The sequence below is a fragment of the Streptomyces sp. NPDC048415 genome, from assembly GCF_040651675.1.
Taxonomy (GTDB): Bacteria; Actinomycetota; Actinomycetes; order Streptomycetales; family Streptomycetaceae; genus Streptomyces.
Genome location: NZ_JBEZKJ010000004.1, coordinates 63645 through 85848, shown reverse-complemented (window position 1 = coordinate 85848; position 22204 = coordinate 63645). Strand labels below are relative to the sequence as shown.

The following is a 22204-nucleotide window of genomic DNA, read 5'->3' as shown; positions in this document are numbered from 1 at the left end:
CGGAGGTCACGCGGCGGCACGGATTCCCTCGTCTGGGCCATCGTCGTCGGCATCGGGTCCGCTCTCCGGGGCGTCGCCTTGGTCCTCCAGCTTGGACGGCTCGCCCTGTCCTGGATCTCGCTTCCGGCACCGAGGCACGACTGCGCTCGTGGATTCCGCCTCGGCCGTCATGAGTTGAGGCAGGACGCTCGTATACGTGTCCGAGGTGATCTGACGGGAGCTGTGGCCCAGCCGCTCCTGGACGACCTTGATGTCTGCCTTGCCTAGCAGCGCCAGCGTTGCCGACAGGTGCCGGGTGTCGTGCAAGCGGATCGGCGGGAGGCCGGACAACTCGACGAGTCGGTTGAACCGACGACTTATCCATGGCGTTCTTCGAAGCCGCGTTCGAAGGTCCTCAACGAGATTCCCGGTTCGCGGTGCCCCGCTGCCTGCTCCTGCCCGGCCGCCATCGTCGGCAGCCTGCCGATCCGGTCTCGCGCGGACACGATCAGTCGACGTCGGGATCGTCGGACTCCTCGAGAAGACGGGCCGCGAGGTCGTCGGCCCACTCCACGGCCCGGGTGCGGGGAGCGGTAATGGGTGGCGACATGGAGATCCTGGCCGGGGCGGTTCACGAGGCGGTGCGCCCGCACGGCGTACCCACCGGTGAGGACCAATGGATACGGCGAGCCGAGGGCGATGACATCCGCCAGGAGCGGCGCGTGCAACTCCGGCATGTCCGTCACGCGGCCGCCCGCCTGCGGGACGCGAGCTGAGGGAAGGCTCCCTCCCATACGGTGCGCACGGTGGCGCGGCGGCCGGAGCGCGGCTGCGCCACGGCGGCCCGCAGCCGGGACGACACCTCGTCGGCCAGCGCGTGCTGCCGGCCCGACGAGGGTGCGAAGTACCGGCCAGAACTGGAGGAGCAGGTCCTGGTTGAGGTAGCGGGGCAGGTCGTCGCGCAGGCCCTCGAGCAGGACGGGCGCCTCCGCCCGTTCCGGCAGCGTCTGCCGGTGCGGTACAGGCCCATGCGCTGGCGCGGCTTGCCCAGGTCGTACGAGATCAATCCGGACCGGGCCATGTGCAGCGGCAGCACCACGACCCCCTGCGCGGGGCCGTGCAACTCGTCCAGGGACTCCGGCAGACGGCGCAGGCCCCTGCCACTCCGGCAGCTCCGCCCGGCGAGAGCACGCGGCACCGGTGTCGGTGGCTCGCAGGGATCGTCCGAGGGAGCTGCCCCACCGCATTCAGGAACCGGGGAATGTCAGGCGGTGACGAGCGTCAGGCCGTAGGCGTTCAGGATCTCGTTCACCGGCTGGAACCATGTCTGGCCGCCGCTGGTGCAGTTGCCCCAGCCGCCCGAGGTCACGCCCTGCGCCTGGTCGCCGGTGATGAACGAGCCGCCGGAGTCGCCGGGTTCGGCGCAGACGCTGGTCCCGGTCAGTTCGTAGACGGATCCCTGGCTGTAGTTGACCGTCTCGTTCTGCGTCAGCACGGTGCCGCAGTGCCAGTGCGTCGTCGAACCGGAGCGGCAGATGGACGAGCCGACGGGCGCCACCGCCGAGCCGCGGACCAGGACATCGCTGACTGTGCCCCAGCCGAGCACGACAGGGACGGTCCACCAGCCGTTGCCTATCTGGATGTACGAGTAGTCGTTGCCCGGGAACGACGAGCCGGCGAACGTACCCATCGCCGAGCCGTCCCAGCCGGCCACGGAGGCGCCGGGCGTGCCGCAGTGCCCGGCGCTGACGAAGCCGCCCACCACGGAGAACCCTATGGAGCAGCGGGTGTTGCCGTTGATGTAGTAGGGGTCGCCGCCGACGGTTCCCGCGGAGAAGGTCTGCGGTGCCTCCTTGGCGGCGGAGCCGCGGACCGTGAGCAGGCCCGCCTTGCGCGCGGGGGCCAGGAACGCCGTTACGGCGGCACTGCGCTCCGCGCCCTCGCGGACCTCGGCCACCACTCTGCTCGTGCGCGGGTCGACATGCCAGCTGCGGACGGCCGTGGGGGCGTCGCCCGTCCTGGCGGCCTTGTCGAGGACGGACTTTGCCGCGTCGAGAGTCCGTGCGCTGTGTGCGACGCGCACGACGGTGGCGCCGGAGAACCGTATGGCCTCGGCCGCGGCGGTGCCGGTGTCGGTGAGTCCGACGACGAGGGTGCCGCGCTCCGGGGCGTACCAGGAGCCGCCGAACGTCGGTCCTGCCGCCCGCTCCGCCCGCGGTGCGAGTTTCGCCGCGGCAGCCTCCTGCCTCAGCCGCGTACGGGCCTGCGGCGCGCTGAGTCCGAGGTCCCGCTGCATGGCGGTGACCAGGCCGGGGGAGAGGGGGCCGGTTTCCGTCGGCCGTGCCGGTGCGGCGGCGACGGGAGACAGTCCCAGGGCGCCGGTGCCGAGGGCTAACAGGACGGACAGGCCCCAGCGAAGACATGTGCTGCGTCTCATGGTGCGTTCCTTCCATTCGTAGGTGCTTGTGAATAACTGCGGGGAGGAGTACGGACGTTGGGCTGCGGATCCGGACGTGGTTGCGTACGTGCCGATGACCGGCGTCAGACGAGTCTCCAGAGGTGGTCGGACGTGCCGTTGTCGTTCCACTGGGTCACCTGGGCGCCGTTGGCCCGGGAAGCTCCGTCGACGGCCATGAGCTTGCCGCTGCGCACGTTGACGATCTTCATCCAGCCGTCGCCGTTGTCGACGAAGCGCCAGAGGTGGTCCTGGGTGCCGTTGTCGTTGTACTGCTGGACGTGGGCGCCGTCGTCGGTGCTCTGGTCGTGGACGGCGAGCAGCTTGCCCGAGTTGCGGTTGTAGATCTTGACGGTGCCGTCGCCGTTGTCCACCACGGTCCACAGGTGGTCGGAGCTGCCGTTGTCGTCGTACTGGGTGACCTCGGCGCTGTCGGCCAGGGACATGTTGCTGACGGCGAGCAGCTTGCCGGAGTTCCTGTTCTGGATGCGCGACCAGGTGACGATGGCGGCCGCCGGGGTGTTGAGGAGGGCGAACGTGCCGCCGATGACGGGGCGGTCGGCGAAGCCCTGCTGGGCACCGGTGGCGACGACGTACCAGTCGGTGAAGGGCACCCGCGACGGCGAACTGTTCGCGAAGCCGTACACGCCGTTGACCAGCATGGAGCGGGCGTCGGCGTGATCGGCCAGCCAGGCGGCGGTCCACAACTCCCAGTCCGTCTTGGTGTAGTTGTTGCGTGGGTCCAGCAGCACGCCGTATGTCCCGGCCTTGGACACGTACCAGGCGGCCTCCTGCGCGGCGACCCCGGTGGGCACCAGGTCCAGGCCCAGCAGCCGGTCGGCGAAGCCGTTGTACTTCAGGCTCCAGGTGCCGTCCTGGTCGTAGGCGAGCTTGAGGTGCGTACCGGAGGAGTCCTGGGCGAGGGTGACCCACTGGCTGGAGAAGCCGCGGGCGACCGCCAGATAGTGGCCGGCGTCCGAGGTGTGCGACGCGGCCCGGGCCACCACACTCATGGCGCCGATTCCGACGATGCCCTTGAGCGCGAGGTTGGCGCTGTGCGCGATGAAGCCGGTGAAGTCGTCGGTCTGGTTCTGGTAGCCCGGGTCGAGGGCGTTGGCCACCAGGTATTCGGCCCACTGGCGCAGGATCGTGTAGTGGGCGGTGGCGAAGGCCGTCGCGTCGGCCGACGGCAGACGCTGGATCACGGCCGCCGCCATGATCAGCAGGTTGGCGGACTCCTCGACGGGCATGGCCTCCTCGTTGCCGTCGAGGTGCCCGCTCGCGTTCGGATAGCTGGAGCCCAGGTCGTGCTGGGCGTACTGCTTGGGCCAGCCGGCCTGCTCCGCGTAGTGGAAGTGGGGTTCGAGCAGCAGCCGCAGATACGCGGGCGAGAGGTAGAGATAGGCAGGGGAGGCCGGGTAGATGACGTCGATGGTGGAGAAGTTGCCGTTGGAGGAAATCTCCTTGAGCATCGCCCACGGCGAGCCGCCCCGGTCCACCAGCTCCGTACCGGCGACGGCCTGACGCAGCGCCAGGGCGCACACAGCCGCGTAGTGCTCGCCGGTGGCCCCGCCACCCGCGGCGCGCACGGCGTCGTCGTGGATCCGCTGGTCGAGGGCGGTCGCGGCGGTCAGGGCAGCGGCGCGGTCGCCGTTGAACCAGTCGAGCATGTCGGTCCATGAGCCCCAGTAGTGCGTCCACCAAGGGTTGAGGTTGCTCCCCAGGTAGCTCACCGCGGGGGTGCGGACGTGGCCGATGACGACCTGGAACACCGATGACGGGTTGCCGGAGGTGACGGTGCCCAGGTTCTGGTTGAGACCCAGCACGGGCCAGCGGTCGTTGATGGCGCGCGGCTGCGCCGTGTCGGAGGTGCCGGCGAGCACTCCGCCCGAGGCGGATGCTGCCCGCACAACGGTGTCCTGGCCGATCTGCCAGGACAGCCCGCTCGTGGTGGGCGCGGCCAGGACGAGTGAACCCCACGACGCCTGGTCGTTGTTCTCGGCCAGCACGCCGGGAGTGGCCGGCTGGCAGGTCAGCGCGGTCATGCTGCCGGTCTGCTGCCGGGCCCAGGTCACCTGGGTCGAGTTGTTGCCGTGCACCCACTCGGCGGAGGCGTCCAGATGCACGTCGACGGTGTGGCTCCCGCCGTCCGCGCTCGCGGCCTGCACGCTGACGTAACTCATCGGCACGCACTGGCGCTTGAGGTCGCCGAGTTCCACGGGGGAGAAGAAGGTGACCGTCAGGGTGACGCCGCCGCCGGTGAGGGTGAACACCGAGCGGGTGGCGGTCAGTTGGAGCGAGGTCTGCGTCATCCTGCTGAGCGCCGGGCCGCCCGGCAACGCCGGATTGCCGAGGAAGACGTACGGGGTGCCGTCGATCCGGGCGAGGCCGCACAGCGCGGCGACGCGGCCGTTCCAGAAGGTGGGCCAGGTGCCGGCCAGGTTGTCCCCGGCCAGCCAGGTGCTCAGGTAGGGGGAACGTACGGCGAGCGGGGTGGCCGGCGGGCGCAACGGGCTGAACGCCGAAGCGGCGGCATCGATGGACGGGGTGGTGGCGTGAGCGTCCTGGACGAACGGCCCGCCGATGCCGCTCAGGACGCCGATGGCGGCCGCACCGCTCCAGCGCAGCAGGTCACGTCTGGCGAGCGGAGGCGGTTCGGTGGGCAGCAGTCGGCTTTCGTCGTCTTGGGGGAGGGACATCGAGGCTCCTTCAGTGGGGGAATGTCCAGGGCGGCGCTCACGTCGTGAGGTAGCAGGACTTCGTGACGCCGGGCAGCGGATCGGTGCCGAACGCCGCCGTCGTGCACGAAGCACCGCTGGTGAACGACCGGTAGACGAAGCGGCCCCGGGCGCCGTACGCGACGGTCTGCGCTCCGCCGAACCCGCACGTGCCGCCCTCGTCGGCGCACTTGCCGCTGTAGCCGGGCGGACCGCCGGTGGCTGTGTAACAGGCTTTCGACTCCCCGGAGACGGGGTCGCCGAAGACGGCGTCGGTGCACGCGGTGTCGCCACTGGCCGTGATCGTGTTGAACGCTCCGAAGGCGCCGTACATCACCGGCTGCCCCGCAGCCGCGGAGCAAGTGCCGTTCTGGGACGCGCACTTCGTCCAGTTGCCGGGCGGCCCGCCGTCGGGCGGCAGGTAGCAGGACTTGGCGACGCCGTCGACGGGATCGCCGAAGTGTGCGTTCGTGCAGGCGACGGAACCGTTGGTGACCTGGTGGGCGAAGGAGCCGTTGGCGCCGTATGCCACGTTGCGGTTGTAGCCGGGGACCGAGCAGGTGTTGCCCTCGGCGGCGCAGGCGGTGTGGCCGGGCGGGCCTCCCGCGTCCGCCACGTAGCAGGACTTGACGAGGTTCTCGGCGGGATCGCCGCCGAAGGAGGCGTTGGTGCAGGCGGTGCTGCCGGTCACCGTCTTGTACGTGTAGGACCCGGCCCCGTAGGCGACGACACGGGTGCCGCTGAACGAGCAGGTGTCGCCCTCGCCGGAGCACCGGCTGAAACCGGCCCGTAGTTCACTCGTGCCCGGCTCGGCCGGTGGGGCCGGGTTCCCCAGGCCCGTCGCGCTCACGCTGTAACTGCCCGCGGGAACACCGGTGAGGTAGACGTAGGTGTCGTCCTGGCTCGCGCCGGTGATCCCGGACGTGGGCGTGAAGGAGCCGTCGCGCCAGACCACGGCGCCGTTCACCGTCACCGAGATGTTGCCGCCCCCGAATTTCGGGACGCCGATCCGGCCGGTGGTGCCCGAAGGGCTGGTGAGTCGCGCCGCGTACGTGCCGGCGCTCGCATCGCGCGACCAGGACGCGCTCACTGCGCCCTGGGGCATCGTGATGCGCCCCTCGGCACTGGCCAGACCGCCGGGGTGCGGGACGAACCGGTAGTCGCCACCGGCCGACTCGGGCGCGGTGCCGAGCACATCGAAGGTCAGCGTGGACGTGGGCGCGGTGGACCAGCCGTGGGCCATGCTCATGAAGGAACCGCCGTACGCGGGCCCGCCGTCGGCCTTGACGCCTTCCCAGAAGGTGCTGTCGGTGCCGACAGGGCTGTCCAGCATGTGGCCCCAGGTGCGGCGGATCTGGGCCAGGGCGCCGTAGTCGTCGTTAGCGGCGAAGCGGGCGTTCAGCTCCATCCCGCCCGCGAAGGGGGACACGTTGCCGCCCCACTCGGGAGTGGTCGGCCCGTACGCGCCCCAGCGGGTGCCGAGCGCGGCGACGACGCTCTTCGACTTGGCAGCCGAGTCGGTCAAGCCGTACCAGACGGCCAGGGAGTTGCCGTCCTGCGGATGCAGGGCACTGGTGGGGTTGTCCCGGTACAGGCCCGCCGACGCGTCCCACAGGCGGGAGTTCGCGGCGGACTTGAGCGTGGCCGCCCTGCCGGTCCAGGCCGCGGCGAGTGAGCTGTCACCTTCCACGGTGGCCAGGGTCGCGGCGGACTTGAGCGTGGCGTACAGCAGCGCGTTGGCCGCGATGTTCTCGCCACCCTGTCCGACGCGCGCCCAGTCCTGGGTCTTGGTCACATCGAGCAGGCCATTGCCGTCGATCTTGTCGATGACGAAGGCCATCCCGCGCTTGTAGTCGGCCCACTCGGCATCGAGCCAGGCACGGTCGGCGGAATAGGTGTAGTACGTGGCGGTGCCCAGCAGGGTCCAGGTGTGGTAGGTGTCCGAGTCCTTGAGGTTGAACGGTGGCCCGGACCAGGGGATTTCACCCTCGGCCGACTGCGCGTTGTACATCGTGGTGAGCGCGTTGCGCGTCGCGACGAGGTCGTTGGTGGACGCGTACTGGGTCGGTACGGCGATCCCGAGGTCGCCGGGCCACACCGTGCGGTCGCGCTTGGCGCCGTCCACGAGCACGCTGTCGCCCACGCCGACCGTGGCGCTGTTGTCCCACGCCGAAGAGGGCGGCGGCCAGGCCCGGCCCTGGTCGGAGGCGATCGTGTCGAGCTGCACGGTGTAGGCGCCCGCGTACCAGATGCGGTTCAGCAGGTCGTCGCTGGAGTGGAAGTAGTTCGCGTAGTCGGCGGGGTCGGACTTCCCTGGCGCCGCGGTGAAGTTGAGGCTGACGCCGTTCAGATCGACCCAACCGGAGGTGTCCAGGAAGACCGTCAAGTACCGGAATCCGCCCCGGAGTTGAGCCGTGGGAACTGTGTACGTGCCATTCGCGGGCGCCGAACCGTACAGAGCCCCGTCCTCCCCGCCGCGCCCGCTGCTCCTGTCGCTGTTGGTGCCCACGTACAAGGACGACTCACTGAAGGCCAGGCCGACGCGCTGGCTGGAGTCACTGGTGCTACCGAAGGACAACGTTGTCACGCCGCCGACGTCCTGGCCGAAATCGAGCGTGATGGCGGACTGGGAGCCGGAGATCCGCGTCGGCCGTCCGTTCAGGACGTTCTGCGGGTTCGTGACGTTGCCGGAAGTGGTGTGGACGGCGGTCGGCTTGAGCGTGCGCGAGGTGGGCGAGTAGTTCAGTGCGTCAAGGGCTTCCCGCGATACGGAGGTTGCGGTGCCCTGAGGTTCGCCGGGGGCTCCGGTCGAGGCCCCGGCCTCGGGGATGAGGCTCGCACTCACCAGGGCGGTCAGGAGGGCAATGCGGCCGATGGTGTGCCGTGGGTCGGCGCGTCTGTTCCGTGGGGGGCGGTGGCGTTGCACGGGACCTCCAGGGGCGGTGCTGCCGGTCGGAAGGGGCTTCGCAGCGGATTTGAGGAAGCGGTAATGAATCGATTCACCCCGCCCGCCGGGAGGGGCGCGACTCTTCAGGTGATCGCATGTGCGGGGTGGCTCGCCAAAGTTGCACCGATGATGGGGGTCGAAAAAAGAGGTGTCAACCCGCCGGGAGTGTCACGTTTCAAGCCTCGAGCAAATGCTCCGGAGGGCATTGACAGGGACTGGTCACGGCGGTTCACTTCCCCGGATAGGTATGGACCAACTGCCGGACTCCGGTTGACGGGCGAGGCCGTCGCGTGTCGATGCGCATGCTCACTGGTGCCCCCCATCCCCTCCAAGAGCGAGGCGAGCTCGATGACCGACTTGCACGGAGGCAACGTTGTCAGCCGCTTGATCAGATCCCTTCTGGTGACCGTGATCGCAGCTGCGGTGCTCGTGCCCGTGTCGTCGGCCCCCGCCGCCGCTGCCACCACCGTCTGCGTCCTGTCCTGCGACACTCGGGATCCCTCGCTCGCCCGGCAGGAGAGCTTCCCCGTGCCGGACCAGGGCATCAACGGCCGCCGACTGGAACTGCACGTGTCCGACGCCGACGACATGGCGTGGGCCAGCATCGACGAGGGGAGCACCGGGGACTCCGTCTGGCTCGACCGATCCTGGGACGGCGGCGCGACCTGGGAACCGCTGCTGGGCAAGGCGAGTATCCCCAGCACATGGACCGGCACCAGAACGCTGATGTACAACATCACCGATCCGCAGCACCACCGTCGCGGCTGGGTCCGAGCCTGCGGCGACGCGAGCGCGGTCGCCTGCACGAACTGGGCCTACCCGACCGTCTGCGACGCACTGTGCGACGGAACCGACCCGGCCCAGGCGGCGGGCGACGACCAGCCGGTGCCCGCCACCACCCTGTACGGGCGCACGATTCGACTCCATGTCGACCAGAAGAACTCCATGGCCTGGGGCACCGTCGAGGGTGGCGGCGCCGGTGACGAGATCTGGCTGGACCGCTCCTGGGACGGCGGGACCAGCCGGCCCGACGGATCCTCGCTCGGCCGTACCAGCACACCCTCCGGAGCCACCTCGACCCACACCACGATGTACGCCACCCGCGACCCGCGCGGGCTGCTCTACGGGGGCACGGTCCGCGCCTGCGGCCGGGAATCCGCCCACCAGGAGGGCAGTTGCACCGCTTGGGTGCGGCCCGTTGCGACCAGGGCGGGCGCGGCGGCGGACGCGCTGATGTACTCCTACGACACCTACGAGGGCTGGTGGAAGAGCAGTTGGTGGAACTCGGCCGCCACCCTCACCGCGGTGATCGACTTCGCCAGAACCACCGGCACCCACGACTACGACTGGACCATCGCGCGCACTTTCGAGCAGAACCGCGGCACCTTCGCCGCCGGGGCGCGCAGTTCGGACGCGATCGAGGGCGACTTCATCAGCCGGGCCGTCGACGACGCGGGCTGGTGGGCAGTGGCTTGGCTGGACGCGTACGACTACACCGGCGACCCGCGCTATCTGAACGAGGCCGTCACCATCACGCAGTACGTCAACCAGTACTGGGACAACGGCACCTGCGGCGGCGGAGTGTGGTGGGACCGTGAGCGCACGTACAAGAACGCCGTGACCAATGGGCTGTACCTGTGGCTTACCACGTCCCTGCACCAGCGCATCCCAGCTGACACCGTCTGGCTGCAGCGGGCCACGACGGCCGCGACCTGGTACCGGTCCAGCGGACTGATCAACTCCTCGGGTCTGGTCAATGACGGCTTGACGTCCTCCTGTGCCAACAACGGCAGCACCGTGTGGAGTTACAACCAGGGGCTGGCCATCGGCGGCTTCACCGAGTTGTGGAGGGTGACGGGGGACAGCTCGCTGCTGACCGTGGCGCGCACCCTGGCGGATGCGGCGATCAGCAGCCCGCAACTCACCCGCGGCGGAGTGCTCACCGAGTCCTGCGACATCGGTTCCGCCACCTGCGACGACAACCAGAAGCAGTTCAAGGGCATCTTCATGCGGCATTTCGCCGACCTCGCGCGGACCACGGGATCGGCTACCTACCGGCAGTACATCCAAAAGCAGTCGGACACGCTGTGGACGCAGGACCGCACCTCACTCAACGCCCTCGGCGAACGTTGGGCCTGCACCAGCCCGAACCAGACCGACTGGCGAACTCAGGCCAGCGCTTTGGGCGCACTCACCGCGGCTACCTCGGTGACAAGGTGACCAACCCACGGACGTCGACATAACGATCTCCAAGCGCCTCAACGCAGTCGAGCGCACGGTCCATGTCCGCACGAGCCTCCGGGATGTGACCACGCGCTGTGGCGGGCGTGCGCTGCCACGAAAGCCGCGACCGCTCGGACGGCGGGGACGCAGGCTCTCCAGCAGCAGCTAGAGCTCACGTCGGGCCACGCGGACCGAGAGGGAACGGCCGACAGGAAACCGGAGTCGAGACTGAGTCTCTCGGCTCGAACGGTCGGCCGGGAGCTGGTGACGCATGGCACGGGATGGGCAGCTATGACCTCGGTCCGCTGCCCGGCGTCCGTGGTGCGGACTTGCCTCCCCGGGATGCCGCGCTCATCTGCTCGGAGCCGAGTACGTGATCGCCGTACAGATCCTGCAGCCAGTTGGTCTGGTAGATGGTGTCGAGGTAGCGCTCGCCGAGATCGGGCGCGATCGCCACCGCGGTGATGCCACGTGTGTCGTGCCGGGCCAACCAGTCCGTCGCGCCGCTGACCACCGTCCCCGTGGAACCGCCGAACAGGAAGCCGCGTCTGGCCATGTGGTGGCATGTACGGATGGTGTCCGCCTCCTCCACCTGGATCACCTCATCCACGTAGGACTCGTCGAGCAGCGGGGGACGCATGCTCATGCCCAGGCCGGGAATCATCCGGCGGCCCGGCGTGCCGCCGAAGGCCACCGAGCCCACGCTGTCCACGGCGACGATCCGCACAGGCCGGTGCCATCGCCGGAAGTAGCGCGCGCAGCCCATCAGTGTCCCGGTGGTGCCCGCCCCGACGAACAGCACGTCCAGTCGTGGGAAGTGGCTGGCGATCTCCGGCGCCGTCGTGCGGTAGTGCGCCCGCCAGTTGCCCGCGTTGGTGTACTGACTGAGCCACACGTATCGATTGTCGGACGCACACAGCGCACGGACGTAGTTGATCCGCGTGTTCAGGAAGCCGCCGTTGGCGTCGAGGTCGGCCACCACGTGCACCTTGCTGCCGAGAGCCTCCATCAGCAGTCTGGTCGACAGGTTGCAGCGGGCGTCCGTCACACACAGAAACCGGTAGTCCTTGCTGGCGGCGATCATGCTGAGCGCCACGCCCAGGTTTCCGGACGAGGATTCGACGAGGATGGAATTGGGCGTCAGGATTCCGTCGCGCTCGGCGCTCTCCACCATCTCGTTCGCGGCCTTCAACTTGATGGAGCCGGCGAAGTTGAAGCCCTCGCACTTCAGGTAGAGGGGGCATCCGAATATCGACTCGAGGTCGACGAAGAGACGGCCTTCGTTGAAGTCATGGGGAGCAGAGATGACGGGCACGGTGGGCCTCCTGATACGAGGACGTGGACAGTGGCCTCAGCCGTACCGGCGCAGGTCGTGGAAGAAGTCGTCGATGAGGCGGAGGTTCCCCGCCCCTGCTGCTTCGTCGTAGACGTACTTGCCGACGGCGAGATCGAGGACGCCGAGTCCGAAGGGCGAGAAGATCACTGGGCGGTCGGTCGGCGGGGCGGCCCGTCCGAGCATCACGTCGTTGAGGGTGCCGTTCAGGAAGTCGCGGTTGCCGGTGCGCTGCTCGGCCAGATGGGGGGACGTGTCGGCCTTCAGGCAGTGCTCGACGTCGTCGACGAAGTTGGCGGAGGCCAGCAGGATCTCGGGGGCGAGGTCGCGCAGGGAGACGTGCAGGACCAGGGGGTTGTGGGTGAACCAGGCCGGGTCGCTGACGTGAGGTTCGCCGGCGACGGTGGCGAAGACCACGAGATCGCTGGAGCGGATGAGGTCCTCGGCGCCGTCGTGGACGGTGACCTCTCCGGTGGTGCCGGCCTGCCGCAGGTAGCCGCAGAAGCCGCTGGTGCTGTCGGCGGACACGTCGTACACGCCGGTCGTGTCGAACGTCCAGCCGGTGCCGGACAGGAAGGTGTGGATGTAACGGGCGATCAGGCCCGTACCGAAGAATCCGACACGGCTGGGGCGGGGTCGGGTGCCGCTGAGCCAGTGGGCGGCCAGCGCGGCGGACGCCGCGGTTCTGGTCGCGCTGATGATGGAGCTTTCCAGGCAGGCGAAGGGGTAGCCCGTGTCGGGGTCGTTGAGGATGAGGACCGCGGAGGCCCGGGGCAGCCCGGCACTCACGTTGTCCGGAAAGCTGGAGATCCACTTGAGGCCGTCCACGTGAACCGACCCGCCGACGGAGGCCGGCAGCGCGATGATCCGGGCGCCGGGGCGGTCGGGGAAGCGCAGAAAGTAGGACGGCGGGTTGACCGAGTCCCCGGCGCCGTGCAGCCGGTAGGTGGCCTCGACCAGTTCCACGATCTGTTTCTCGCGTCCGCTGAGCGCTTGCTGCACCTGCGTACCGGAGATCACCGCGAACGTCGGCGCCGAAGCCGGGTGAGGCGTGGCCGGCTGGGTGGCGTGTGACAACAGATGGGTCATCGCTGGCTCGCCTCCGAGGTCGGGCAGCAGTCGGCCAGGCGGCGGGGCTCGGCCATGCCGACCAGTACCTGCCGCTCTCCGGTGAAGGCCTCTCTGCTGTGTGCGGTGCGAATGTTGTCGACGAGCATCAGGTCACCGGCCTGCCAGGGCTCGCGTCGGGTGTGCTGCTCGTAGGTGGTGTTGAGCAGCTGGACGACGTCCTCGCTGATCGGGGTGCCGTCTCCGTAGCGGGTGTTGAACGGCAGTCCGTCCTCGCCGTAGACGTCCACCAGGTACTCGCGCACCTCCGGGGCCAGCGTCCACTCGTTGAGGAAGCCGATCTGGTTGAACCAGCAGCGCCTGCCCGTGAGCGGGTGCCGCACGATGGCGCTGCGGTGCTGCACGGTGTGCAGGGAGCCGTCGGGCTGCCAGGTGAAGTCGATTGAGTGGGCTCGGCAGTAGCGCTCGATCTCGGTGCGGTCGTCGGTGCCGAACGACTCGGTCAGGGACGCCCCGATCTCGTCGTTGTAGGAGCGGGTCAGCAGCCAGCCCTCCCGCTCGAACCGTTCCCTCACCCCGGTGGGCAGCGCCTGGAGCACCTGTTCCCCGTCGGCTACTGCGGTCGCCCCGCCATGGCCCGGCGCGGTCAGACACGCGAACAGCATCAGGCCGGGAATCTCCAGCCGGTAGCTCAGTTCGTGGTGCATGCACATCGGCTGGTTGGCCGGCCAGGTCGTGGACGAGTACAGCCCCGGGCCGTACGCCTGACGGGGGGCGAAGGCCTCTCTCTCCGGCATGAGACCACCGGCGAGCCCCGCGAAGACGGCACCGACCTGCGACGCGTCCCGCAGTTCCAGGCCGCGGACGAACAGCGCCCCATGCTCGGTGACCTGCGCACGCAGCGACTCGCGGTACTCGGCCGCCCAACTGGATGCGTCACCAGGGGACTCGACGTGCAGGATCGCGGGTCTGTCCGACGGCAGTTCCACGTCGAGGGGTGCTGTCAGGGGTGAGGACGTCATCTCTGTTTCCTTTCGGTTGCCCGTCTGGACGCTCTACGAGGCTCAGGAGGAGGCCAGTGGTGCTACGACACCCAGGACGGCCTGTGCTGCCTCGGCCGGACGGGTGCGTGGGAAGTAGTGGCCACCATCGGCGAGCTCGTGCAGATCCACCTGCTCGGCCAGGAGCAGCCAGTCCCGGTAGCGGTGGGCGTGGCCGACTGTGTGCGGGTCGTCGGCGGCGACGACCACCGAGACCGGCGCGGACAGCCTCACCGGCGGTGGGGTTTCCAGGGCATCGCGGAAATAGCGGTGTGCGGCCACGCAGTCGTGTCGGTAGGCGGCACCGATGTACTCGGCGTGCTGCGCGTTCAGTTCCGCGAGTTCGGGGTAGCCGCTGTCCGCGGTCAGCTGCGCGGCGATCTCGGCGTTGCTGCGGCTCGTCAGTTCGCTGATGGCGGCGCGCCGATCGGCGGCGGTGCCGAGCAGCTGCGCACCGAGGAACAGCCGCGTCACCTCCACACCGTGCTCCTGGAGCTTCCTGGCCGTCTCCATGGCCGGCGCGGTTCCTGATGAGTGGCCCCACAGCAGGACCCGGGTCAGGCCACGCGCGGTGATCTCGGCGGCGACCCGCTCCGCCACCTGTGTGATCGATGCGAACGGCTCGTGCTGGGAAGCCAGATCGTGACCGGGCAGGTCCACCGCGAGGACCGCCATGCCGCTGCCCGCGAGGGCGCTCGCCATCGGCTGGTAGTTGACCGCGTTGCCGCCCGCGTAGGGGAGGCACACCAATGCGTACTCCGGCGCACCGCCCGCTTCCGACAGTGGCTGAAGCAGCTCCGGGTGCTGCCGGGTCGTGCCGTCGAGGAGGGTGGCCAGGTCGGCGAGTACCGGGTGCCGGGTGATGTCCTTGAGGGACACCGCGCGGTCGAGCGCGATGGTGAGTTTGACTGCTGACAGGGAGGTGCCCCCGGACTCGAAGAAGTGGTCTTCCCGGCTGATCTGGTGCTCGGGGACGCCCAGCAGCTCCGCCCAGGCGGCCGCCAGTTTCTGCTCGGTCGGGTTGAGGGGAGAGCGGTCGTCCTCCCTGGCGTCGTCGCTGTGTACGGGCGGTTGTGTTTGTTCGGCCAGAGCGGTGAGAGCCTTCCTGTCGATTTTGCCGTTGGCGGTCAGCGGCAGGAGGGGCTGCCAGTGAAAGGCCGAGGGGACCATGTAGCCGGGCAGTACGGCGCCCAGCTCCTCGCGCAGCACGTGTGCCTGCCGGTGCCGGCCCGTGTAGAAAGCGATCAGGTGCTTGCTCTGGCCGGCCCGCTCGGCGCAGACCACCGCACCGTCGCGCACCCCGGCCACCCTCAGCAGGGCGTTCTCGACTTCGCCGATCTCGATACGGAAGCCGCGGATCTTGACCTGGTTGTCCCGGCGACCGAGGAACTCCAGCTTGCCGCCGGGGTGCCAGCGTCCCCAGTCACCCCCGAGGTAGAGCCGCTCACCAGGCCGGTACGGGTCCTTCCGATAGGCCTCACGGGTCCGCTCGGGATCGTTGACATACCCCCGGCCCACGCAGACGCCGGAGAATGCGATCAACCCCGGGGCGCCCAGTGGCACCAACGACAGATGCTCGTCCACGACGTACACGCGCACGTTGTTGACCGCACGCCCCAGGAGCACGCGCTCGGGTACCCCGTCCATGACCTCGTGGTTGGTGTCGTCCGACGTCTCGGTCAGTCCATAGGCGTTGACCAGCTTGATCCCCGGCTGGATCGCGAACCAGCGCTGGACCAGCTCCCGTTTCAACGCCTCACCGGTCACCGACACACACCGCAGGTCGGCAAGGGTGCGGGGGTGCTGCTGCAGATACGAGACCACGACCTCCAGATAGGAGGGCACGACCTGCGCCACACCGGCCCGGCCGCGGACCAGCGTGTCGACGAACCGCTCCACGTCCACGATCACGTCCTGCCCGACCAGCAGCGTCCGCCCGCCCACCAGCAGCGGGGACACCAGCTGCCACAGCGAGATGTCGAAGCACTGGGGGGCAGTCTGCGCAACCGCGCACCCCTCGCCGATCCCCAAGTCGTCAATCTTGGCGTAGAGATGGTTGAGCATGCCCGCGTGCTCGCACATCGCCCCCTTCGGCTCGCCGGTGGAGCCAGACGTGAAGTAGATGTAGGCGAGCTGGTCGGCGTCGACCTCCACCCCGAGATCACCGTCAGTGTGCTGTTCCGCGTAGGCCGCCTCGATCAGCAGCCTCTCGGTCTCCGGCAAAGTGGCCAGCGCCCCGTCGAGGGTGTGGGTGCTGCCGGATTCGGTCAGGACCAGTCGGCACCCCGCGCGCGACAACGTCGCCGCGATACGACCGGCCGGGAAGTGCGGCTCGATCGGCAGGTACGCGCCTCCCGCCTTGAACACCGCCAACGTCGCGGCCAGCCAGTCGAGATTGCGTTCGGTGACCACGGCGACGACGTCTTCCCGGCCAAGCCCGCGCTCCACCAGCGCCCGCGCCAACCGGTTCGCGCGCGCATTGAGCTGTCCGTACGTCCACTCCTGCTCGCCGTGCACCGCCGCCACCGCCTCCGGATGCGCCCGCACACGCTGCTCGAACAGTTCGTGCGCACGCGCGTCCGGCAGCAACCGCCGGGGCCCGGCCAGCCCTTCCAACTGCTCACGTTCCTCGTCGGCCGACAGCAGGCTCTGCCGCGCGTGGTCGGCGTCCGCGTCGGCCGTCAGCAGCCGGAGCGCCGTCAGGTGATAGCCGCCGATACGGGCCGCGCATGCGGCATCCAGTACGTCCGTGCGGTACCGCAGCCTCAGCCTCAGCCGTCCGTCCCGGTCAGACCAACGCACATGCAGTACGGCATCGTCGACAAGCGCGTCCTCGGCTCCCAGAGGGCCGAAGACGACCTCGTACGACGGCTCTGCCGCTCCCAGCTCCCGCCGCAGTTCATCCACCGGGAACTCCCGGTGCGCCAGCACCTCTGCCTCGGCGTCACAAGCGGTCGACACCAGTGCACGCCAGGACCCCGGGGGAACGGCCAGGTGGCACGGCAACGGCCCGCCTCGCACCCCGGCGGCGTAACCCGTCACCACCTCCTGCTCGCCGGACAACGCGGCCAGCACCTTGGCATGCGCCGCCAGCAGCAGCGCACTGACCGGCACTCCCCACTGCCGCACCAGCCCACGCATCGCGTCCGCCACGTCGTCCGGCACGGATGCCTCGTGCTCAGCCGCTCCCGGAACCGGCTCCCGAACCCACCGCGGCACCGCCGTGACACCACGAGCGGTCAGCACACGGCTCCAGAACTCCCGGTCCGCTTCCACGTGCGTTTCCATCGAATGGCCTTCCTCAACTCAGGGTCGCCGCAGCGGCGTTGGTCGAAAGGAGTGGCGCTGCCTGGCCGCTGCTGCCGATCTGGTCGGCGGTATCCGGCATGTCCACGGCAGGGTTGCCACCCCACCGCACGTGCGCGGGGACTTCCTCGCCTTTCATGAGGAAGGAATCGGGTGCCAGTACCGCACCGTCGCCCATGGTCACGCCGTAGTGCACGTGGGCCGCGACGCCCAGGGTGCAGCCGGCGCCGAGCGTGGTGACGTCGGACTTGAAGGTGCCGTCCTCCTGCGAGTGGCACTGGATTTTGCTCCCGGCGTTGAGCGTGCAGTCGTCGCCGATGGTGGTGAGCGTCCGCTCCGTCAGGTAGCAGCCGTCGTCGAAGACCCTGCTGCCGATGCGAACGCCCAGCAGCCGCCAGACGAGGCTCTTGAAGGGGGTGCCGTTGAAAACGTTGAGGTAGTGCTCCGGCACCTTCCACAGGCGCTCGTGCCACCAGAAGTACGGCTCGTAGATGGAGCACAACTGGGGGCGCAGCGCACGGAACGACGTGATGCAGCGTTCCAGCAGGACGTAGTAGGCAGTGGACAACCCGAGCGTGAATGCCAGATATCCGGCGATCACCACGTGTCCGAGCACGCCGTACAGATCTATGGAGGCGAGGCCGAACATCGTGAGGAGAAACGCGTGCAGCCACCGCACGAGCAGCATGCCGACCATTGATCGGGCGTTGTAGCGATTCTTCGCGCCGAGATTGCGGCGTAGTTCGTCCCCTGTCCTGAGATGGTCGAAACGGGTGTCGCGCTCCACCGATCGGGGAATCTCGAAGCACGGCGAGCCGAGGAGTCCGACGCCTTCGCGGATCTCACCGTCGAGGGGAACCATCACCTTCGTCGCCAGGAGGCAGTTGTCCCCCGTCCTGCCGCCGACGGGATAGGCGATGTTGTTGCCAAGGAAATTGTGCGGCCCGATCGATGCCCGGGATATCCGGAAGGACGTGCTGGAGTAGTCGGCATTGATGAGGGAGAGCCCATCGGCCACCATCGTCCCGCTGCCGACAGAAACCAGAAGGGGGGTCTCGTGCTGCACTTCAGTGCCGAAGTTCGACCCGGTCTGCTCGACCTGTGACAAGTCGTATCCGAGGCCGCGAAGGTAGTGCACGATGTAGGAGCTGTCGCCGAAGAGCCAGGCGAAGAACTTGATGTTCGTCATGCCAACTGTCACCCGGTGCAGCCCGTAGTGGAATCCGTAGAGCGGATAGACCCTGTCGGGCTTGACGGCCAGACCCAGCAGACGCGGAACGGTGCACAGGATGATGAGGCCGAAGACGACGAAGCCGAAGAACGTCACGAGGGAAAGGGCCAGCGCGTCGGAAATGAGTTTCGGCGGCGCCAGCGCTGCCGTCTGCGGGTCGAGTCGTTTGCCGATCGCCGGTACTTGGGTGAACAGCATGTACACCCCGCCGACGGCCAGCGGAATGTACAGGAAGAACAGTTGGAGCAGTGTGAGGAAGCCGTACCAGGCCCGGCGCGCGGTGCCACACCCGGCCGGCGCGACCCGCACGTAGTCGATCGCCGTGGGCTGGGCCGGGGACCCGTGCCAGTGCTCTCCGTCCGGGACCGCCTGGCCGCGGTGCAGGGCGGACGAGTGACCGAGCTGTGCGCCGTTGCCCATCGAGGTGTCGATGTCCAGGACGGTTTTCTCGCCGATGAACACGTCGCAGCCGAGAGTGATACGGCCGGTCTGGATATGCCCGGCTTGTGCCCGGTAGCCGAGGAAGAAAGAGTCCTTGCGGATCACCGTTCCGGCGCCGATCGTCAGCAGGTCGGTGCAGACCGGGACGGAGCGGGAGAGGATCGTGACTCCTTTGCCGATCCGCGATCCCAGCGCGCGGAGATACATCACGTACAGAGGATTTCCGACGAAAAAGACCATCGGATTCGCGTGGAGCAGTACCTTGACGAGCCAGAAGCGCAGATAGGCCAGGCCCCAGACGGGGAACTCGTCGGGCTTCCAGCGGCCGATGAGGAGCCATTTGACGATGACCGGGAACACGCACAGAGCGATGAACCCGACACCCCCGAACAGCAGCGACCGCAGATAGATGTCGGTCACACCTGAACCGGTGGCGATCCACTCGTACCCTCTGGCAGTGACGAATCCGGCGACAATGGAGTATCCCAGGAAAGCCAGCAACTGGAATGTTCCGCAGAGGACATGATTCAGCCTCCTCGTGCGTGTCACCTGAGCCGCCGACGTCATGGGCGCGGACGCCGACGTGGGGATCGCTGAATCGACAGGAGTGGGAGCGGCCTCCGCGAGAGCCGCCGCCAGGCTTCGGATCGTGGGATACCGATATATGTCCTTCATGGACGGGGACGGCAGGTCCGTTCTCTTCCTGACCCGCGCGCAGAACTGGGCCATGACCAGCGAGTTGGCGCCGAGGTCGCGGAAGAAGTCGCTGTCGACCGGAACGCGCTCGGCGCACACGACGTCAGCCAGTGCGTCCGCGAGTTCCCTCTCGGTCTCTGTCCTCGCCGGGCCGGCGCCGCTCCGCCTGCTCACGGCGCTTTCGTCCGGTCCGGATATAGGGACCTCGGAGGACTGTTCCACCATTCGATCTCCTGGAGGACGTCTGGATCGCCGATGGCCGCTGGTGGCGGGTTCGGAGCCCTCGGCACCGAAGAGCGGCTCGCCGAGCCATCGGAAGCTTGAGGCGCGTGCCCTTTCCTGATCAAGAACTGCCAGCTTCAGTGTGGGTCGGCCATCGTCAGGTTGCCACTTCAATCGATCACCGATGCGAGCGAAGAACGCTCGATGAGCCCGTGTTCCCTGGTCCCCCCGCACGACGGGGGTGCGTCACGGTCCACCCGAATGGCCGCGCCTCCCGCAGGCTGGGTCGGCGGACGACCAGTCGCCTGCCCCGCGCGTGGAGCTTTCGTGTCAGCGTCACTACCGGAGTGCTGCGCGGCTTGGCGATCAAGGACCGGGCACCGAAGGCCGACCAGATTCCGGCCCGGGTGCTGCGGTCCGGTGCCGCGTGGTGAGAACCCACCGCATGCCGGCGACCGGACCGCGCCGGCTGCGTGATCCACTCCTGCGGTTTCGCACTCGGCGCTGGCGTCGGAGGCGTGGTCTTGGCCAGGAACCCGACGCGCGGTCCGGTCGCTGCGCACTCGACGACGGCATGACGGAAGCCGCTGGAATTCCGGCACGGTCGCGCCACTGTGAACGAGGAGCACTGCCTGTAAGGGGCGGAGCGCCTCGCAAGTCGGACCCGCAGCTGTCGTCCTGTGCCCGTCCGCTGACGTCGGTCGCTGTCTGCGGTGGTACGTCGAGCCGCCAGAAGGCCACCTCGGGTGCTTTGAGGACCGTGACCGCCACGGCCCGTACCGATCTCCGGCTCCACCAGGGCGAGGGTCCTGCCCGCGATCCGCGCGGACGCGTCCAGCCACCGGGCGGCGCGCTCGCACAGCGCCCGCACCCACTCCCTGCCGTGGGGTGCTGCGTCTGCGTCCGTCAGCCAGCGGACCATCGCGTCCGGTTCTCCGGCGCTGACCTCGTCGAGCGTGCGGCCCCGCCAACGGCCACGTCCAGACCACGCAGCTCAGGCTCCTCCACGACGGCGAGGCCGAGGCCCGACGACGTTTCCCGGCAGCGCTCAGTGGGGGAGACCAGTACCCGATCAGCCGTGGGAAGCGCGTCGGCGGCGGACTCGGCGCGTGCCGCACCGCTCGCGTCGATCGGGCAGCCGTCGTCGCTCCTGTAGCTGCTGGTGTCCGTGATCGTGGTGATCGGGGGCTCGGGCCATGTCTCCGGCCAAGCGGGGTGTCATGCCGTGCGGCCCTTCGCTGTCCCGCGTCCGGACTGATCGGCCGGCTTGGTGGCGTGGTCGTGGGCCGGCTGGATGCCGCGGAGCGCCATCTCGACGGCGTCCTTGACGAACCGGTCGTCCAGCGGTGCGTGGCCGTGCAAGAGCCGGTGGTAGAGCGGGCCGTAGAGCAGGTCGAGTGCTACTTCGACCTTGGTGTCGGAGGGGATCTCGCCGCGCTCGATGGCGCGTTGGAAGATGGCTCGGGCCTGTGCCCGGCGTGGTTCGACCACACGGTGGTGGTACTCGGTCGCGAATGCCGCGTCGGTCTGGGCCTGGGTGAGCAGCGCCGCGATCACCCGGCCGTACGGCCGGGTGCGGGCCAGCCGGGCCCAGGGGCGCAGGAGCGAGAGCAGGTCGCCGCGCAGGGTGCCGGTGTCCCGGGGATAGGGGTGTGCGGCCGCCCATTCGGTGTACAGCGCGTCGAGAGCGAGCGTTTCCTTTGTCGGCCACCAGCGGTAGATGGTGGCCTTGCTGACCCCGGCCCGCTCCGCGACGGCGTCCATGCTGACCGCGGACAGGCCGCGGTCCAGCAGGAGCTCCGCGGCTGCTTCGAGGACGGCCTTGTGCGCCTTTTGACTGCGGGGCCGGCCGCGCGGCGGTGTCTGCGCGGCCGCGGTCGCACCGGGCGGCGGAGCCTCGGCTCTGTCGTTGCCGCTGCGTTGCCGCCCGCGCTGCGGCCCTTTGGTGGTCATGTCTGCGGTCACGCTGCCTTGCGTCCGGCGTCGGCTGCGTTCACCGGTGTGCCCGGCCCGGCAGCCCTTGCGGTTTCCGCGGCCGTGCGGGCCGACACCTGGAAGAGGCCGGCGACGTCGCGGTGCCCATAGCCCATCTCCTCGGCATGGCGCAGGACGCTGTCGGCGGCCGAGGCTGCGGGGACGTCGGCGGCCTCCAGCGCGAGGCGGATGTCGTTGTGCATGAGTCGCACATCGAACCACGCCTGCTCGGGCAGGTCGAGGACGAGGGAAGCGCGCGCCTGCAGCATGGGTGACCCGATCGCGGATCCGGTCATCGCGCGAGCGGCCGGCTCCGGGTCGATGCCGCCGAGCTCAGTCAGTAGCGTCCCCTCGCTGGAGGCGAGCATCTGCGTGGCGAAGCTGATGTACGCGCCGAAACCGACGCGGTTGATCTCCGCGGCGGTGCTGCCCAGCGGGCGGGTCCGAAGCCGTGTCTTCCGCATGATTCCTCCGTCGCTCCCTGGCAGGGGCCCTGAGGTATCGCACCACAGAAACTGTACTCCTGGTGTCGTTATAGCCGCGTGCCCGACTGCGGCGTTCTCTGGTCGCAC

At 68.9% G+C, this 22204-nt stretch carries 13 protein-coding genes and 2 pseudogenes; 2 read left to right on the top strand and 13 right to left on the bottom strand.

Annotation, left to right across the window (positions count from 1 at the left end):
- Positions 1–6: 6 nt before the first annotated feature.
- The gene (locus AB0D27_RS04815; RefSeq protein ID WP_362502362.1) at positions 7–360 is read right to left on the bottom strand and encodes a tyrosine-type recombinase/integrase; all 354 of its coding nucleotides are present in this window, start codon (positions 358–360) and stop codon (positions 7–9) included.
- Positions 361–587: 227 nt separating this feature from the next.
- Here AB0D27_RS04815 and AB0D27_RS04810 point away from each other — a divergent pair, with 227 nt between their 5' ends.
- Entirely contained in the window at positions 588–755 is a 168-nt protein-coding gene (locus tag AB0D27_RS04810; RefSeq protein WP_362502392.1) for a hypothetical protein, read from the top strand.
- A 111-nt stretch (positions 756–866) separates the two neighbouring features.
- On the opposite strand, the pseudogene AB0D27_RS04805 reads toward AB0D27_RS04810, so the two are convergent.
- The 4 genes and pseudogenes from AB0D27_RS04805 to AB0D27_RS04790 all read right to left on the bottom strand — a co-directional run.
- A pseudogene (locus AB0D27_RS04805) lies at positions 867–1177 on the bottom strand (hypothetical protein); the annotation flags it as partial.
- Between the two features lie 66 nt (positions 1178–1243).
- Entirely contained in the window at positions 1244–2416 is a 1173-nt protein-coding gene (locus AB0D27_RS04800; protein ID WP_362502045.1) for a S1 family peptidase, read from the bottom strand.
- A 104-nt stretch (positions 2417–2520) separates the two neighbouring features.
- Positions 2521–5133: a DUF5127 domain-containing protein gene (locus AB0D27_RS04795; protein WP_362502043.1), complete on the bottom strand. Its 2613-nt coding sequence runs from the start codon at positions 5131–5133 to the stop codon at positions 2521–2523.
- 37 nt (positions 5134–5170) lie between these two features.
- Positions 5171–8077 (bottom strand): trehalase family glycosidase, encoded by a 2907-nt coding sequence (locus tag AB0D27_RS04790; protein ID WP_362502041.1) that lies wholly within the window; start codon positions 8075–8077, stop codon positions 5171–5173.
- Between the two features lie 369 nt (positions 8078–8446).
- Here AB0D27_RS04790 and AB0D27_RS04785 point away from each other — a divergent pair, with 369 nt between their 5' ends.
- Positions 8447–10318: a glycoside hydrolase family 76 protein gene (locus AB0D27_RS04785; protein ID WP_362502039.1), complete on the top strand. Its 1872-nt coding sequence runs from the start codon at positions 8447–8449 to the stop codon at positions 10316–10318.
- 292 nt (positions 10319–10610) lie between these two features.
- Here AB0D27_RS04785 and sbnA read toward each other — a convergent pair whose 3' ends face one another.
- The 8 genes and pseudogenes from sbnA to AB0D27_RS04745 all read right to left on the bottom strand — a co-directional run bounded on the left by sbnA (position 10611) and on the right by AB0D27_RS04745 (position 22096).
- A complete protein-coding gene (gene sbnA / locus AB0D27_RS04780; RefSeq protein ID WP_362502037.1) occupies positions 10611–11636 on the bottom strand; it encodes a 2,3-diaminopropionate biosynthesis protein SbnA in 1026 nt (341 codons plus the stop codon).
- Positions 11637–11672: 36 nt separating this feature from the next.
- Complete coding sequence (gene sbnB / locus AB0D27_RS04775) at positions 11673–12743, bottom strand: 2,3-diaminopropionate biosynthesis protein SbnB (RefSeq protein ID WP_362502035.1); 1071 nt, start codon at positions 12741–12743, stop codon at positions 11673–11675.
- Entirely contained in the window at positions 12740–13744 is a 1005-nt protein-coding gene (locus AB0D27_RS04770; RefSeq protein WP_362502033.1) for a TauD/TfdA family dioxygenase, read from the bottom strand. Before AB0D27_RS04770 ends, sbnB begins: the two co-directional genes overlap by 4 nt.
- 42 nt (positions 13745–13786) lie before the next feature.
- The gene (locus AB0D27_RS04765; RefSeq protein ID WP_362502031.1) at positions 13787–17050 is read right to left on the bottom strand and encodes an amino acid adenylation domain-containing protein; all 3264 of its coding nucleotides are present in this window, start codon (positions 17048–17050) and stop codon (positions 13787–13789) included.
- A gap of 13 nt (positions 17051–17063) precedes the next feature.
- Positions 17064–19661: a Pls/PosA family non-ribosomal peptide synthetase gene (locus tag AB0D27_RS04760; protein WP_362502029.1), complete on the bottom strand. Its 2598-nt coding sequence runs from the start codon at positions 19659–19661 to the stop codon at positions 17064–17066.
- Between the two features lie 678 nt (positions 19662–20339).
- Positions 20340–20840 (bottom strand): annotated as a pseudogene (locus AB0D27_RS04755) (histidine phosphatase family protein); the annotation flags it as partial.
- Positions 20841–20876: 36 nt separating this feature from the next.
- The gene (locus tag AB0D27_RS04750; protein WP_362502027.1) at positions 20877–21623 is read right to left on the bottom strand and encodes a TetR/AcrR family transcriptional regulator; all 747 of its coding nucleotides are present in this window, start codon (positions 21621–21623) and stop codon (positions 20877–20879) included.
- Positions 21620–22096 carry an NAD-binding protein gene (locus AB0D27_RS04745; protein WP_362502025.1) on the bottom strand — a complete coding sequence of 159 codons (477 nt, stop codon included), beginning with the start codon at positions 22094–22096 and terminating at the stop codon, positions 21620–21622. Before AB0D27_RS04745 ends, AB0D27_RS04750 begins: the two co-directional genes overlap by 4 nt.
- Positions 22097–22204 lie beyond the last annotated feature (108 nt).